The 18,572-nt window shown below is 64.4% G+C and carries 2 protein-coding genes; one reads left to right on the forward strand and one right to left on the reverse strand.

Features of this window, described 5'->3' with window-relative positions; genetic code table 11:
- Positions 1-3,920: 3,920 nt before the first annotated feature.
- Entirely contained in the window at positions 3,921-5,894 is a 1,974-nt protein-coding gene (locus tag ABZ909_RS27400; RefSeq protein ID WP_357004750.1) for a glycoside hydrolase family 172 protein, read from the forward strand.
- 424 nt (positions 5,895-6,318) lie between these two features.
- On the opposite strand, the gene ABZ909_RS27405 is transcribed toward ABZ909_RS27400, so the two are convergent.
- Positions 6,319-18,564, reverse strand: coding sequence for an amino acid adenylation domain-containing protein (locus tag ABZ909_RS27405; RefSeq protein WP_357004753.1), 12,246 nt, complete (start codon positions 18,562-18,564; stop codon positions 6,319-6,321).
- Positions 18,565-18,572: the final 8 nt, after the last annotated feature.

Below are 18,572 nucleotides of genomic sequence, written 5' to 3' on the forward strand. Positions count from 1 at the left end.
CGACGACGCTACCCGAGTGATCACCTCACGAACAACAACCGGAAGGGGGTGTGTCGCACTCTTCGGACGGTTCTGTCCCAAGGCTGGTCAGATCGTCAATCCCTGTCCCACGCAACATATCTCCCTTCCAGCACAGCGTCCGAGCAATCAACGGGAAGGTGATGCGACAGTGGAGACCATCACCCGAATGCCCAGTGTGTCTACCTCGCATCAGACCCGGAAAGACGCCTGCTTCTTGCTCGCGGGACAGACCGGGTTGCTGGTCCAGACAGAAGCGTTCGAGATCCCCTGTCCAGCGGTTGGTTTCAGGGTCTCTGGCGAGGTAGCGACGGCGTTCATTGGAGCTGCCATGTCTGCTTCAGGAGTACAGGGCGGATTTCCGGGTATATCAGCGATCTTTCGTTGGTGCGCATGCGAGGTGAGAGAAGAGGCGTCGCGCCTGTCCATGGGTGCTGTCGTTGGAACGCAAGTGACACAGGCACCGTATACGCCAAGTTGACATGCATAGCTGCCTGCATGAGGAACCGCAGGTTTTCCGAGCATAGAAGCAACATGACGTGTGCCATGTTCGATGAGCTGAGTTCTCGCCATGCTGACGGCTGATTCGTCGACCTTCTCAGCTTTCGTATCAACAGTACTGACGACGTCCCGAATAGCGGTCTCTGAACATGCATAGAGACTGTTCGTAAGTGCGGTCCAGAAATCTACCTGATGTAGAGGTGTTAGTGGTGTCGAATGATGGGCCGAGGAGTTCCCATCAAATGATGCGACAGGAACAACCATTCGACCGGTGGTGGTCACGGTTGTCTTTCTTGTCGACACACGAGGCTTGTGTACCACATTCTCAACTGTCTGAACACACGTAGATGACAAGACCGCATACGGCGGCACTGAACCTACCTGCACAAAGACCTGATAGACATCCGTAAAACGAACAGGTTCAGTGATCTTTTGACGTACCCGTTTCGATGCGCCAAACCTGACTCGAAATGCTGCCATATCAGGAGTGCTTCCAATGGAACTCTCACAGGCCAAGTAAAAGACCATTGCAGTGGCCCCAACACTGCTCATGCATACGGCACATTGTGAAACGATCCGAAAGGCCTGCGACGAAGTGATCTTAGCGGCATGTCGACCGTTCCGATGATCGATCACACTATTGGCACAGGACATCGCAGTTCTGTCGGTACGCAAAGCCCCCGAATGTACTGCCGTTGCTAACGTCGTACGCACTGTCGTATCTAACGTCGTACGATCAGTCTGTGAAGCCGTCGTATGTACGACGTTAGCAACGGTCGTACTGACGGCTACATTGACGGTCGAATGGCATGCATTCATATAAAACAGCAGGCAGGGACGCTTTTCTATCGCCAGATCAGCCTGTGCGTCAGGCCAGGATCGAGGGCGTCTGCGGGCGCTGGAGGAGGAAGGAATCGAAGCTGGCCGGGGGTGCACATTCGCGGACTGCTCCGTCATGACTCCTCCTCTCCGCGTTGCGCACTCGGCCTGTCGTTGCTGCAGCGAAGTCTAGCGCGAAACCCGAAATCAATGCCCGACCTGATGGACGGCGTCGGCAATCAAACGTAGGGTCAGAGTCACCACACGGATGCCCAGCCGACCTCCCCCGCCTCGTTCGAAGCGGCTACTGAAGCATCCAAGTCCCCGGTTCACATTGCAACGAGGAGGGCTGTGCATTTCGTCTTCAATGGCGGGATCGGTTCAGGCGAAGCAAATCGGTACCGCGAGCGGCACGCATCGCTCAGGAGTGACGAAGACCTCCGAGAACCGGCGGATTCGCGTTACCCAGGCAACAGGATTCGAAGACGAGGACTCGTTGGAAATCGAAGCCTGCCTACATGTCGGGTGCCCGGGGAGTGTGCGCTCGCGGCTGCATCTTCCGGGCGGCTCGTCGGTGGTGCACCGGCGTCGGCAACACCCATAGGTACGCGCCTTTCGGAGGGCATGACGGACAAGCGGGCCGGGGGAAGTGGATACGGATCCGATGAGCGATCGGTCGAGCGCGACTGACAGCGGCAAGCGTCCGGCGTGGCAGCTGGTTCCGACCTCAAAGCGCGGACCCTCGTGCAACCGCGGAGGTGTTCAACACCGTGCGGCGGCTGTCGGCACGATTCGAAGTCTTGTGCGCCGAACCCCAGGTGATTGTCGATAGCGGTGAGATGCACCGTGCATCGTGCCGATCCGCTGGAACCTTGGGGGAACCGAAAGGTCGAATGTGATGCCGGACGTGGGCGACGATCGCGGCTCCGAGTACTGCTGGCAGGCAGCCGACATGCCATCGACGTTGAGAACTTGTGTTGGGCTCGATTGTGTCGTCGCTTCGTCGATACCCGACAGGGTGCAGAGTTCGACGATCGAGCAATGAGTTACCCGAATTGCCCTGTGTCGCCGATCGCCCGGCGCGGGAGAGGTGTATTGAATCCTCCAAGGTCGGAGCGCAGAACCTCTCACCTCCTCGGCGTGGTCGCCACGGCGAACGGACGCGCGGCCCTGATGGGGGAGCGGTGGCCAATGGCAGCGAGACGATGACCTCGGTGGGATGTCGGCGAACTGTCTTGTCGATCCGGGGCCGAGACCGTGATGCCGAGTGGATCCGAACGTCCTCGGCAGTGGCGTCGAGTGCGGCGGCATCGCCGTCTTCTCATCCTTCACCGGCTGCCGGGGCGCCCCGTCCGCGGGTGAACCACCCGTGGCATGGTGATTGCTGAGAGGATGCTGATTCACGGGACAAAGCTGACAGTTTCGGTCATATTCCGGTGTCTCAATCCCTGACGATAGCGAGAATGTGCCCTATTTGGGCCGTGGGGCGAACTGGGCGCCCAAATGGTGTCTGTGCCCGATTTTGCGCCAAAAACGGCTCCACGAGGAAATGGGGGGCAATTGCCTGCTGACCTGCGTAAATGGCGCACCAGAACCCATGGCGGAGCTCAGGTGCGCTGCGAGTTCGGGAAGAGCGGTGGATCGCGGCCCGAGTCATCGATCGTGTGGGGGAGGGGGCGCCGACACGGACTTTGGTTTCTAGCTGTCCTGACCGCTGCGGGCGAGCGCCGGCGTACCGCAGCGTGTTGGGGAATCGCATCTCGAGGAGGCGGGTGGCCTGTCTGGCCGGGCAAGGCCACCGGCTGGTCGGTCGAGCGGGGCTCTCGATTCGGTTGCTCGTCACCGCTGTGTGTCCCAGGTTCTTCTGTAGCCTTGGGGAAGGCGGTATTCCTGCCGTTGACCTGGTGTTCTGTCGAACTTCGAGGCCGCTGGCGGCCTCCGGCATCGCATCCGAGCGCGCGAGCCGAAGCATGGATTTCTGTGGAGTATCTACCCCCCGGCAAGTCGGTTGGAGATGTTTTGTTCTGAAGCTCGATAACTTCTCTTATCAAGCGTCGAAGAGGAGTTTCTCCACGTAGAGGCCAGTTTCCTGTGTGTGACTTCAGTGGCCAGGCCGCATGAGTATGTCAGTGATACCGGTTGGTGACGCGCGGCCATCTAGCCATTACGACTCCGTGGTGGTTCTCAGATTCGCGACCACGAATACCGCAGCTCCTGTGTGGTGGCTCACGTTCACGACCAAGCGCTGCCCAGTCACGGGCGACTTACCGGCGGCTCCGAACATGCTCGTGAGGCTCGCTTTTCGCCGTGCGGTAACCCGCATCCATCGCCGACATCCAGGGGTGGCCTTCCCGGATGTGGTGGTACCGCTGGGGACAGCTCCGGTGGTCGAGCTGGAAGATCTCGATCACGTTCATGAGGTCGAGGAGGTGGCGGAGATTCTTGCCGTGATGTCGAGGCGGAGCCGGTGAAGACCTGTGCTATCCGGGTTCGCCGCTGCGGGGGTGATCATGCTGTTGACCGGCTGCACTAGTGGACCGGGCACGTCTGTGTCGAAGGGAGCACACCCTACGGAAACCCAAGTGCCGCTGACCGGTTGGGACACCTACCGCCGACTGGATCGATTGCCGTATCTCCAGGACGACTCCCGGACGCTCGAGTTCTCCAGTTTCGATCGCTCGGGCGGCACCTATGAGGCATATACCGGAAATGACAACGGCAGCGGGGGATGTCTGAGCACGGGCGGCGCGGGATGCGTGATCGCCCAGGGCACCGGGGCGGGTGAGATTTCCTCGATCTGGTTCACCAACGACGTGAACGGTGTCCGCGGTGACGTCTCGGCCATGGGGAACATCCAGATCGAACTCGACGGGCGAACCGCGCTGAACGCTCCACTGCAATCGGTGGTCAACGGCAGCCTCGGCGCACCCTACATGTTCCCGCTCGTCGCGAACGCCCAACAGGCAGGCGGCGGGGTGTACATCAAAGTCCCGATGGCCTACCGCGACTCGATGCGCGTCAGTGTCCAGGCGAAGCTGAAGTACTACCACGTCTACTACCGCCATTTCCCTAGCGCGGACGGAGTACGGGCCTTCGATCCATCCGACCACGCCGACGATGTGGTGGCGGCCCTCCAGTCAGCCGGAACCCGCGACCCCAAACCCGCGCTCGCGGGAACCCATGACGAAACGCACACTGTCGACGTCCCGCCCGGCGCGACGCTCCCGATCGCGACAGCGACCGGGTCGGGCAGTATCGCGGCGCTGCGATTGCGGCTTTCGGCCGACAGTGAGGAAGCCAGATCCGGGTTACGGCTGCGGATATCGTTCGACGGGCACCAGACCGTCGATACACCGGTGGGTGAGTACTTCGGCTCCGGCCTGGGCACAGACCCTGTGCGGTCGTTGCTGTTCGCAGGCGACCCGAACGGCTGGATGTCGAGTTGGTGGCCCATGCCGTATGGGCACGATGTACACGTCAGCCTGGTCAACACCACGATGAATAAGATCGCCGGAGTCCACACCGACGTCGCGTACGCGCCGGATCCGCAGTGGGCCAAGGCGCTGGACAATCACAGTGCCGGCTACTTCACCACTGTTTCCGACTCCGCGCCGACCGCATCCGGCAAGGATTGGATGTTCACCGACCGGTCCGGCCAGGGCAAGATCGTCGGTGTCAACGCGACCATGCGCGGCACCCGCACGCCGACCTCGTTCTCGCCTGCGGCCCCGACTTTCCTCGAAGGCGCCGAGCGAGTGTACGTGGACGGGTTGCGCTCACCGCAGCTGTATGGCACTGGAACCGAGGACTTCTACGAAGGTGGCTGGTATTTTCTGGCGCACATCGAATGGGCGCCCGACATCAAGGCGGAACCCGATCATTTCCCGATCGGCGGAACCAACTACAGCGCGCCGTTCACCGGTATGCCGGCCCACGACGGGGCAAGTCCCGGTTGCGCGGACTACTGTCTGTCCACCTACCGGGTCATGCTGGCCGACGCCATCGGTTACCGGTCGGGGATCAGGTTCGGCATGGAACACGGCAAACGGGACCTCATCGACGCCGACTACAGCTCCACCACCTTCCTGTACACCCAACCCGACGCCGCGATGAGCAACAGCGACAGCCTCGACCTCGCCGACCCGGCCAGTCGTAGCCAGCACGCCTATTCCGCCCCTGACAGCACCCGATACCACCTGGTCAGCCAGTATGAAGGAACCCAAGACGCGGTTGCGGTGCCCGGCACGGTCGACGTGGGAAGCGGCCGGATCACCTTCCGGCTGCAGATACATCCCGACAACCGCGGCGTTCTGCTGCGCCGGATCTCCGACCAGATCGCCGGCAACCAGTCGGCAGAGGTATTCGTCGACGACAAACCCACCGGCACCTGGCTACAAGCCCGCAGCAACAACATCCACCGTTGGCTGGAAGACGCCTACCCACTCCCAGGCTCGGAAACCGCAGGCAAAACCGAGATCACGGTGACGCTCTCCCCGACACCCGGTGCGCCGCCCTGGACAGCCAGCCAATACTCGGCCGACTCATCGGCAGGATGAGGGTTCGTAACCACGTAAGAACCATTCGCCGACGGCATAACCCCAGCTGACCGCCCCGGCCAGGACAACGAGCTGGTCGGGTCTGTCACTGTGTCATCTCGGCGAAGTTGCTGATCATCCGATACATCTCGCTCTGACGGAGTCTGTCCAGATATCTGGACAGACCCAAGCTGCCGTTCGAGATACCCTGCGGGCAGCGTTGGCCTCCGGTTGCGACGACCTGCTCGCGTGCAGCGAAAGTGTTTGCTGCCCACTGCTATTCGCTGCGGAGGTTGCCGCTGGGGCGTGAAGCGTGACGACTGTGGATGGTCATAGCTTCTCGCGCCGGGGCGGGGTGTGGTCCGGCGTGAGAAGCTCGGGTTGCCGATTGCGTTGTGCATGCTTCTGTGGGTGTGGGATTTTGCAGATCAGGTGGAGGCGCGTCTCACTCAGCGGTCGTCTGGGTAGTCAGGACATTCGCGAGCACATCCGCGATGTGCCGGAGTGCCTTGTCGCTGGTCATTCTCCAGTGGGTGGCGTCCACGTGGGTGTTGTGGATGTGTCCATCGATGACTTCGATCCACGTGCCGGCCCCTTGTCTATTGGGCGAGAGGACTTGTGCGGCAGTGAAATACGTCAGGTCGCCGTGGAATGTGCGAGCGTGGTAGCTGCCTATGAGTTGGGCTGATCGGGCGGCGTTGTCGATCGCCGCCGCGATTCGGTCGGCACCGAAGGAGGCGAACGGTTCTCCGAGTACGGCGAGCTGCTGGGCCAGTTGCTCCGGTGTGGAGTCCAGGCTGGGCAAGGTGTCGGCGACGTCGCCGAGCAGGCCGCCCAGCAGCTCCGCGAGTGGGACTGCTCCCTGCGGGGATGCGGCCGTGCGTGCGGTGGTTTCGAGGTGGCTGTCCAGCATGGCGAGCAAGGCGACCTCCGCGCCCTCTTCCTGTAGCTGTACCGCCATGGCGTGTGCGATGACGCCGCCGAGCGACCAGCCGAGCAGATGATAGGGACCTGTCGGCTGGACGGTTCGGATCTCTTTCACATAGCGGCGGGCCCAGTCCTCGATCGAGTCGGGAAGCGGCTCGTCGCCGCGCAGGGCTGGAGACTGTAGTCCGTACAGCGGCCGGTCACGGTCGAGGTGTGCGGCCAGACCCGCGAATGACCAGGCGATGCCACCGATCGGGTGTACACAGAACAGAGGTTGCGCGGAGCCGGTGGTTCGCAGCGGCAGCAGTACGTCGAATGCCGCGCTGCCGGTGTCCTGCTCGGCTATTGCGTCGATCAGCCCGGCGGGGGTGGGTGTGGTGAATACCAGCATGACGGGAACTCGGTGTCCGAGCGCGTGGCCGAGAAGATTCGCCAATCGAGTCGCGCTCAGTGAATTGCCTCCGTGTTCGAAGAAGTTGTCGTCCAAACCTATTCGTTGGGCACCGAGCACCTCGGCGAATACCGCGCAGACCGTCCGTTCCCGGGTGGTGACCGGTTCACGGAATTCCTGTGCGGCAAGGACGGGTGTGGGCAGTGCCTTGCGGTCGAGCTTGCCGTTGGCGTTGAGCGGCAACGCGTTCAACGGCATGAAGACCGACGGAATCATGTAGGACGGCAGCTCAGCGGCCAGCGCCGATTGCAACTCCTTCTTGTCCGGATCACCGTCGGTACCGACCACATAGGCCACCAAGCGGTCACCCAGCACCGGATCGGTATGCGCGACCACGGCCGCCGAGGCGATCGACTCCACCCGCAGCAGCGCCGATTCGATATCGCCGAGCTCGATACGGAAGCCACGGATCTTCACCTGGAAGTCGGTACGGCCCCGGTACTCCAGCTCGCCGTTCGCCTCCCACGCGACCAGGTCACCGGTGCGGTACATGCGAGCACCGTTCTCGGCGAACGGGTTCGCCACGAAGCGGTCGGCGGTCAGGTCGGCGCGGCCGAAGTAGCCGCGTGCCAGCTGCGCACCGGCCAGGTACAGCTCGCCCGACACGCCCACCGGCACCGGCCGCAGCCGCGAATCCAGCACGTACACCTGGGAGTTCCATTCGGGCGAGCCGACCGACACCGACAACTCGTCGCGCTCGGTGACCCGGTGGTTAGTGACCGATACCGCGGCCTCGGTCGGGCCGTACAGGTTGAACAGCTCGGTGCGCGGACGTTCCCGCAGCACCCGCTGGGCCAGCGGGCCTGGCAGCGCCTCACCGATAGCCAGGATGCGCCACAACGAGTCCGGCAGCCCGTCGGTGAGCAACGCGTCCAGCATCGACGGCACCACATGCAGCGTGGTCACCCACTCGCGCGCCATGAGCTCATTGAGGTAGGCCGGATCCTTGTGCCCGTCGGGCGCGGCGATGACCAGACGGCCACCACAAGCCACCGCAGACCAGAACTCCCACACCGACAAGTCGAAGGTCGCGGCCGTCTTGAGCAGCACCGCATCCGCCGGGTCGAGCCCGAATTCGGTGACCTTCCACAACAACTGGTTCACCACCGCGCCATGCGGCAACGCCACACCCTTGGGGCGACCTGTGGAACCGGAGGTGAAGATGACATACGCGGTATTCGAATCACGCAGTGGCGCTGTGCGTTCCGAATCGGAGACCGGGTCTGCGCTGACGTCGTCGAGGACCAGTTCGTCGAGTCGTACCATCGGCGCGATCGCGGTCTGGAACCTGGCATCGGCGTCCGTCAGGACGCAGACCGGGGCGGCTGATTCGAGGATGTGGCGAATGCGATCGGCCGGCTGATCCGTATCCACCGGCACGTAAGCTCCGCCTGCGACCGATACCGCGTACATGGCTACGACCAGGCTCACCGAACGACGCAACGCCAGCACGACCGGCTGTTCGGGACCGACACCCCGGGAAATCAAGTGTCGCGCGAGGCGGTTGACCCGTTTGTCCAGCTCCGCGTAGCTGAGGCGGATATCTCCGGAGATCAGCGCTGGGGCATCGGGATTTCGTGCGACGGCGGCGGCCAGTAGCTGCGGCAGGGTTGCCGGATCGGGTGTCTGCCGGGCGGTGGAGTTCCACTGGTCGATCATGCGGGCGCGTTCGTCGTCGTCGAGCAGCTCGACGTCGCCGACCGGTAGCTCGGGATCGGTGGCGACGGCGGTCAGCAGCCGAATGAACTGGGCGACGAACCGTTGAGCGGTGGCCGGGTCGAACAAGGCCGTCGCGAAAGTGAGCGCCCCGTCCATTCCCGCCGGATTGCCGTCCTCGAGGTAGTGGTCGCTGATGATCCAGTGCAAGTCGAACTGGGAGACTTCCAGATCGAAGTCGACGGTGGACACGGCCAGTCCCGGAAGTGAGAGGCTGCTGCGAGCCAGATTCTGGAAAGACAGCCCGACCTGGAACAACGGGTGGCGAGCCGCCGAGCGTGGCGGATCGAGAACTTCGACAAGTCGTTCGAACGGCACGTCCGCGTTGGCCAAGGCGGCGAGATCGGTCTCGCGTTGCCGCACGAGCAGCTCGGCGAAGGAGGCCCCCGTGTCCACCTGGGTTCGGAAGACAAGGGTATTGACGAACATCCCGATCAAGCCGTCCAGCTGGGCGTCGCCGCGTCCCGCCACCGGCGTGCCGATGGCGATGTCCGAAGCGTTCGCCAGGCGCGCCAACAACACCGCCAGGGCGGTGTGAACCACCATGAACAACGTCATGTTGTGCGCCCGTGCCAAAGCTGCCAGGCAGGTGTGTGTTTCGGCGTCGACACCGAACGTTACTTTGTCGCCGACGAAAGACTGGACCGGCGGACGCGGGCGATCGGTGGGAAGCCCGAGTTGCTCAGGCAGCCCGGCCAGAGCGGTCTTCCAGTGCGCAATCTGCCGAGCGGCAAGGGAATCAGGATCGGATTCCGACCCGAGCAGGGTGTGCTGCCACAACGTATAGTCCGCGTACTGCACTGCCAGCGGCTCCCACTCGGGCGCGTGTCCGCACGCACGGGCGGTGTAGGCGATCATCAAGTCGCGGGCGAGGGGAGAGATAGAGGAGCCGTCGCCGGAGATGTGGTGAATCACCAAGGCCAGCACGAACTCTGGGGCGTCGGCGTCGATGATCTCGAACAGCGCCACCCGCAGCGGCACCTCGAGGGTGACATCGAAACTTGTGCCGGTGATGAACGCGGACACCGCCGCGACGACGTCTGCCACGGCGACCGCGTGAATGCCCATCCGCACGGCTGCCTGCTCGACCGGCAGAATCACCTGTGTCGGTAGAGCCGCCGTGTCCTGGGCTCGCGGATAGACGGTGCGCAGAATTTCGTGACGGGCGACGACGTCGGTGATCGCAGCCTGAAGCGCGTGGGTGTCGAGTACACCGGACAGCCGCACCGCGAGGGGAATGTTGTAGGCGGTCGAGGCTGGGTCGAACTGATTGAGCAGCCACATGCGCTGCTGCGCTGGGGAGAGCGGAATGTGTTGCGGTCGCGGGACTACCGTCATCGGGCGACGGCGGTCGAGGTCGTGCTCGGGCAGTCGCGCGGCGAATCCGGCTACCGTGGATGCCTCGAACAACAGAATCACCGGCACATGCGACGAGATCGCCGCACCGACCCGGGCTGTCACTCGAGTGGCGATGAGGGAGTTGCCGCCCAGGTCGAAGAAGTCGTCGTCGGCGCCGATCGGATTCTCGACATTCAGCAGTTCGCCGAATATCTCCGCGACCAAGATCTCGAGGTCCCCGGTGGGGGCACGGAAGTCTTTGACCCGCAGGACAGGTCTCGGCAGTGCCTGGCGATCCAGTTTGCCGGTCGGGGTCAGGGGAATCGACTCGAGGATAGTGATCGAACTCGGCACCATGTGCGCGGGCAAACGCTCGGCGGCGTAACCGCGCAGCGACTCGACGTTCAGCTGCGCGCCTGGTGCGGCATGAACGTAGGCAGCAAGTATCGTCGCGTCGGTGTCGAGCCGATGGCCGACGGTCGCGGCGAAGTCCACGCCGTCATGAGCCGTGAGCAGTGCGTCGATTTCGCCGAGTTCGATGCGGAATCCGCGAATCTTGACCTGGAAGTCGTTGCGTCCCAGGAATTCGATGTCGTCGCCGGCCCAGCGCACCAGGTCGCCGGTGCGATACATGCGCTCGCCCGGCTCGAACGGGTTGGCCACGAACCGCGAGGCGGTCAAGGCAGGACGGTCCACATAGCCACGCGCGAGTTGCGCACCAGCGATGTACAACTCGCCCGCCACTCCGTCGGGGACGGGCGCGAGCCGGCTATCGAGGATGTATTCGGCCACCGCGTGGATCGGTCCGCCGATGGTCACCGGGTCTCCCGGCGTCAGCGCGGCGCTGATATTGGTCGCGACCGTGGTTTCCGTCGGTCCATAGAGGTTGTAGAACTCCCGTGTACGCCGACCGGAAATCGGTGTCACCCAACGCCGTACGAGATCGGGCGGGCAGGATTCACCACCCACCACCGCGACGCGCAGCCGGTCCAGCCCGGCCGGGTCCAGCGACGCCACCGCGGCCGGGGTCATGAAGGCGTGGGTCACCTTCTCTCGACGCAGCACAGCCGCCAAGTCGTCGCCGCCGTAGACGTCGGGGGAGACCACCACCATGGTCGCCGCCGCGCCTACGGCCAGCAGCAGCTCCAGGATCGAGGCATCGAAGGACGGCGAGGCGAAATGCAGTGTGCGCGACGAATTGGTGACCCGAAAGCGTTCACGCTGCTGCGTACACAGGCCCGCCAAGCCCGCGTGGCTGACCGCTACGCCCTTGGGGCGGCCGGTAGAACCGGAGGTGTAGATGACATAGGCCGGGTGAGCCGCGCGCAGCGGCCGTACCCGGTCGGCGTCGGTGATCGGGTCACTCGGGTAGTCGTCGATTCGCCGGCCCAGTTCGGTGCTGTCGAGCACCAGCCAGTCCAGGGTGTCGGGCAGTTCGGTGCGGACGGCGTCCACGGTGAGACCCAGGGTCGCACCCGAATCGGTCAGCAAGTAGGCGATGCGTTCGCTCGGATACCGCGGGTCCACAGGAACGAAGGCCGCGCCGGTCTTGGCGATCGCCCAGAGCGCCACCACCGACTCGACGGACCGGGTGATGGCCAGCGCCACTCGATCCTCGGGGCCCACACCACGGTCGATGAGCAGTCTCGCCAGGCGTGTCGAGTGTTCGTCGAGCTCGAAATACTCCATCGTGGACAGGGTTTCGACGGCATCGGCATGAACGAGTGCCAGACCGTCGGGATTCTGCTCGACGGCGGCCTCGAGCAGCTCCGGCAAGGTCGCGACTTGCGGTGTGGTCACCGAGACGGCTGACGTCGTCGGTGCTGGCCCGGCGAACAAACGTGCGCGTTCACTGTCGTCGAGAATGTCGATGGCTCCCACGGCGATTCGGGAGTCGGCGGCGACGGCCCCCAGCACGCGTGCGAAGCGCCGGCCGAATGCGGCCACGGTCGGCTCGTCGAACAGGTCGGTCGCATAGACGAGTCCGATCGTGATCTCGCCGATCGTGCCGTCGGCATCGACCTGCGGCACGACCACGACCTGAAGGTCGAATTTGGCCGCGATCTCACCGGTTTCGAGTGCTGACACGGTCAGGTCGGGCAGCTCCACACTCGCCTGTTCGACATTCTCGAACGAGAGCACAACTTCGACCAGGGGCCTTCCCCCGGTATTGCGGGTGGGTGCGGCGACCTCGACGACTCGTTCGAACGCGATGTCGGCGTGTGCGAAGGCCGACAGGTCGGTCTCGCGCACGCTGTCGATGAGGTCCGCGAAAGCAGTGCCGCCATCGACGCGGGTCCTCAGCGCCAGGGTATTGACGAACATGCCGACCAGGTCGTCGAGAGCCTGCTCGCCCCTGCCCGCGATCGGTGTGCCGACGATGATGTCGTCGCCACCCGAGAGCCGGGCCAGCAGTGCTGCCAGTGCGGCGTGGACCACCATGAACAGTGACGAGCGATGCGCGTGGGCCAGGGTATGCAGCGCTCGGTGCACGTCGTCCGGCACCGTGAACTCGATCGTGCCGGCCCGCCCCGACGGTGTGTGCGGCCGAGGCCGATCGGTCGGCAGTTCCCGGTCGGTGAGGTCGCGAAGCTGCTCGCGCCAGTACACCAATTGTGCGGTGGCTATGGAATTCTCGTCGTCGTCGCTCCCGATCGTCGATCGCTGCCACAGCGTGAAGTCCGCGTATTGCACCGCAAGTGGAGTCCAGGCCGGAGCGCTGCCATTGCTGCGGGCCAGGTACGCGGTCACCAGATCACGTGCCAGCGGAGCCAAGGAGGCTCCGTCGGCAATGATGTGGTGGATGACCAGCACCAGGATGTGTTCTTCGGCTGCCGCGTCGGTGAACAGGCGGGCGCGCAGTGGCACGGACGCGGTGACGTCGAAGCCCGCGGTCATCATCGCTACGACGTGGTCGGTGACCGAGGCGCTGCCCGCGACGACCTCGAGCCCGTGCGGCAATGCCGCGTCGGCGGAGAGGATGTCCTGGAAGGGGAGACCGTCGGCGATCGGGAATCGGGTGCGCAGTGCCTCGTGCCGCTCGAGCACATCGAGGACGGCCTGCTGTAGCGCGTCGACACGCAACGCGCCGGTCAGACGGATTGCGAAGGGCAGGTTGTACGCGGGGGAGGCTGGATCGATCTGATTGATCACCCAGATGCGTTGCTGCGCAAGCGACAATGGCACGTGATCGGGCCGGGGCACGGGCTGCAGGCGCGGGCGTTCGGATGGTCGTGAATCCTGTACCAGCCGTGCGGCCAGGGTCGCCACGGTCGAGGTGTCGAACAGTTCGCGCACCGCGATCCGGGTGCCGAGCGCCTCGCCCAGGCGTGCGGCAAGGCGGGTAGCCATCAGCGAGTTGCCGCCGAGGTCGAAGAAGTCGTCGTCCGCGCCGATCTGTTCGAGGCCGAGGACATCCGCGAACACGCGGGCTACCGTGATCTCGGACTCGCCGGCGGGAGCGCGGAATTCGCGGGTGCTGAAGATCGGTTCCGGCAGGGCCCTGCGATCCAGCTTGCCGCTGGTGTTCAACGGGACAGCGTCCAGGGCCACCACAGTGGATGGAATCATGTAGGCGGGCAGGCTGTCCGCGACAGCAGTCAGCAGCGACTGCGGGTCGATGACCGCGCCGGGGGTCGGCACGACGTAGGCCACCAGGTGATCTCCGAGCGGGGTAGCCACGACAGATGCCACGGCCTGGGAGACGGTGGGCTGCGCCAGCAGCGCGGTTTCGATCTCGCCCAGCTCGATGCGCTGACCGCGGAACTTGACCTGGAAATCGGTGCGGCCGATGTACTCGAGTCGTGCCGGCTGCTCCGTGTCCGCGGCCCGCCAGCGCACCAGGTCGCCGGTGCGGTACATACGGGAACCCTTCGGCCCGAACGGATTGGCCAGAAAGCGGTCCGCGGTGAGGTCGGGGCGGCCCAGGTAGCCGCGGGCCAGTTGGTCACCGGCCAGATACAGTTCGCCCGGGACTCCGGCTGCGACGGGATGCAGGCGCGCGTCGAGCACATATACCTGGCTGTTCCACTGCGGCGATCCGATCGGCACGCTGCTTCGATCGGTTCCGTCCGCAAGCCAGGACGTGATGGAGACCGCGGCCTCGGTCGGCCCGTAAAGGTTGTGGACCCGGATGTCCGATCCCAAAGCCCTTGCGGCCGTGACAGTTTCCGGCGGCAGGGCTTCGCCGATGACGAAGATGTCGCGCAGTGACGGCATGCTGCCCGGGCGGGTGTGTGCCGCGAACACGGTGAGCATGGACGGCACGAAGTCGGTGACCGTAATACCTTGTGCAGCAATGAGTTCAGCCAGATATTCAGTGTCGCGGTGACCGTCGTGGTCGGCGATCACCAGTCTCGCACCGCTTCGCAGAGGCATGAAATAGCCCCAGAGCGACACATCGAAGGTGGTGGCGGTCTTCTGGAAGTAGGCGTCGCCCGGGCCCAGCGGGTATTCGCTCAGCATCCAGCTGATCTGGTTGTGAATGGCGCCGTGGCTGACTGTCACACCTTTGGGGCGACCGGTCGAACCGGAGGTGAAGATGACATAGGCCGGATTGTCCGGCCGCACCGGCCGCCGCAATTCGTCCGCCGTGACAGGCTCTGTCGAGAAGTACTGCAGCGCAGCGGTATCCGTGTGCACGATGTCGATATCGAAGGGAATCTCGATCGCGTCCGCGGTGGTGGATAGAACGCAGTCGGGGCGGGCGATGTCGAGAATGTGCCTGATGCGGTCGGCGGGGTGATCGGGATCCAGCGGTACCCACGCGCCGCCCGCCGTGAGGATCGCGTACATGCCGACGACGAGATCCAGCGAGCGCCGAATCGAGAGACCTACCAGGGACTCGGCGCCTATTCCGCGTGCGATCAGCAGGCGCGCCAATTGGTTGACCCGTGCGTCGAATTCGGCATAGGTCAGGGCCGTGCCTTCGAAGGTGATCGCGACCCGGGCCGGATACTGGGCGACGGTTCTGCGGTAGCCGTCCAGCAGCAACTCGGGTGCGAGCGTATGCGCGGTATCGTTGCAGCTCACCAGCATTGCTTGGCGTTCGGCATCGCTGAGCAGGTCGAGGTCGCCGATCGGGCGCTGCGGCTGCTGGGCGGCGGCGCTCAATGTGCGCCGCAGTCGATCGGCCAGCGCCGCGACCGTGCCTTCGTCGAACATATCGGTCGCGTAGATGAAGGTCGCGTCGATACCGGCGGGTGCGCCGTCGATTTCGAATGGCACCACAGTCAGATCGAGGTCCATCTTGGCCAGGTGGGTCCGCAGATCGACGCCGGAAATGGTGAGTTCCGGCAGTTCCAAGGTGCCGGTTTCCATGTTGTGGAACGACAGCATCACCTGGAACAGCGGATTCATCCCGGGTGACCGTGGCGGGTTGAGCACGTCCACCAGTTGTTCGAAGGGAACGTCGGAGTGGCCGAAGGCAGCCGCGTCGGATCGCCGGACCTGGTGCAGGAGTTCGGTGAACGAAAGACTCGGATCGATATCGGCCCGCAACACCAGGGTGTTGACGAACATGCCGATCAGATCGTCGAGCGCCGCTTCACCGCGACCGGCGATCGGCGTGCCGATGGCGATGTCGCGAGTGCTGCTCTGCCGCGCCAGCACGATCGCCAGCGCGGCGTGCATCACCATGAACAGCGTTGAATTGTGCTGCTGTGCGAGGCGAGTCAACGCGGCATGCAGTGCCGCATCGATGTGGATGCCGGCGGCGGCGCCGCGCCCGGACGCAGTCGCCGGCCGCGGTCGATCCGAGGACAAGTCCAGCTGATCGGGTAGGCCGGAGAGCTGCTGGCGCCAGTAGGCGATCTGCTGGGAGATTACGGACTGCTCGTCGTCTTCCGAGCCGAGGGCCTCGCGTTGCCACAGCGTGTAATCGGCGTATTGCACGGGCAGCGGGTCCCAGTTCGGCGCGGTCGCACGCGTACGAGCCAGGTAGGAGGTCATGAGATCACGGGTCAGCGGGCGAATCGACACTCCGTCGCCCGCGATGTGGTGAACCACGCAGACCACGACGTGTTCGGTGGCCTCGATTCGCAGCAATCGCAGTCGAATCGGTGGTGCGGCGGTCAGGTCGAACGGGGTCGTGGCGATCTCGGCGACGAGTGCGGGCACTTCGTCCTCGCTCACATCGAGGACCGTGACCGTCGGCAGCGCACGTGAATCGGTGAGCGGCAGTATCTCCTGGTATCCGACACCGTCGAGTTCGGGATAGCGGGTGCGCAGTACCTCGTGTCGTTGTACGAGGTCACGGGCTGCCTCGGTGAGGGCGTCGACGTGCAATATGCCACTGAGGCGCACGACGAAGGGCATATTGTCCACCGCGCTCGCCGGGTCGAAGCGAGTGTGAAACCACATCCGCTGCTGTGCGTAGGACAGCGGGATCTGCGCCGGTCGCGGCATCGCCTGCAGGCGTGAACCGCCTCGCCCCTCCGCCGTTTGCGCGATCAGAGTGGCCAGACCCGCCACCGAAGAGTCCTCGAACAGCGACTGCACCGACACTCGGACGCCCAGAGCGTCCCCGATACGCGCGACTGCTTGCGCCGCCAGCAGTGAGTTGCCGCCCAACTCGAAGAAGTCGTCGTCGAGTCCGATCCGGGTGTCGCTGTCGGCGGGCAGCAGCAGCGCCGCGAACACCGTCGCGATCGTCTCCTCGGCCGGGGTGGTGGGGGCGCGGAATTCCCGGGAGGCGAACACCGGTTGCGGCAACGCATCGCGGTCCAGCTTGCCGACGGGGGTCAGTGGGACCTCGTCGATCACGACGAGCGCCGAGGGAATCATGTAGGCGGGCAACGACTCGGCGGCGAAACGCAGCAGCTCGGCCGAGTCGAGAACGGTGCCCGGGTGGGGTAGGGCATAGGCGACCAGTCCGGTGACGCCCGAGGGCAGGGTGGTGCCCAGGGTCACCGCGAAAGCTACGTCCGGGTGCGCGGTGAGGACGCTGTCGATCTCGCCGAGTTCGATGCGCAGGCCGCGGATCTTGACCTGGAAATCGGACCGGCCTAAATATTCGATGAGGCCGTCCGGGTTGCGGCGAACCAGGTCACCGGTCCGGTAGAGCCGGCTGCCGAGGGTTTCGTCCGGGGCGCCGAACGGGTTGGCCAGAAACCGCTCCGCGGTCAGAGCGGGTCGGTTCAGGTAGCCGCGGCCCAGGCCCGCACCCGACAGGTACAGCTCACCGACGACGCCCTCGGGGACCGGTCGCAGCCGCGCATCCAGGATGAAGGCGCCGACGCCATCGATCTCCGAGCCCACGGTGATTGCTCGGTCCGGCAGCATTTCCCCGGTGGTGACCATGACTGTGGCCTCGGTGGGGCCGTAGGCATTGAACAGTCTCCGGCCGCCGACAACCCACCGCGACACCAGATCCGAGCCCAGGCGGTCGCCGCCACACACCACGACGCGCACATCGTCGAGGCCGGTCGGATCGACCGATTCCAGTGCGCCCGGGGTGATGAGTAGGTGTGAAACCTGTTGCCGTCGTACCAGATCCGCCAGTTCGGGGCCACCGAAAACGGTGGGCGGGGCGATCACCAATGTCGCGCCCACCGCGAAGGTGAACAGCATTTCCATCATTGAGAAATCGAAGCTGGGCGAGCTCAGGTGCAATACCCGTGACTGGCTGGTCACCAGGTAGCGGGCTCCGACGAGCGCCATGGTGGCGATGCCGGCGTGGGTGATCACCGCGCCTTTGGGTTTGCCGGTCGAACCGGAGGTGTAGATCACGTAGGCCGCGTGGCCGGGCAGCGGGGGAGTTTGATCGAGATAGGAAATGGGGTGCGCGGCACGCTCGTTCACGGCCGCTCGGATGAACGGATCGTCGAGTTCGAGCCATTCGATGTGTGTGCCGAGGGAATCTCGGTGTGCGGTGGTTGTGAGTCCGAGCGCGACGCCGGAATCGGTGACGATGTGTTCGATTCGGTCGGCGGGATACGCGGGATCGATGGGGACGTACGCCGCGCCGGTCTTGGCTACTGCCCAGACCGACATTATCGATTCCACCGACCGCCGGATGCCGACGGCGACCATGTCGCCCGGTCCTATTCCGCGGGCGATCAGTTCGCGTGCCAGCCGCGTGGATGTTTCGTCGAGCTCCCGGTAGGTCAGGACGCGTTGATCCCCCGGCATTCCGGTCGGATCGAAGCGCAGTGCGATGGAATCGGCGTGGGAGTCGACGGCCGCGGTCAGCACTTGTGCGAACGAGAGGAAATGGGTGCGGCGGCGGGTGCCGCGTGCGGAACGACGCCCCGACTGCATACGAATCC

It is taken from the genome of Nocardia sp. NPDC046763, from assembly GCF_040645495.1.
Taxonomy (GTDB): domain Bacteria; phylum Actinomycetota; class Actinomycetes; order Mycobacteriales; family Mycobacteriaceae; genus Nocardia.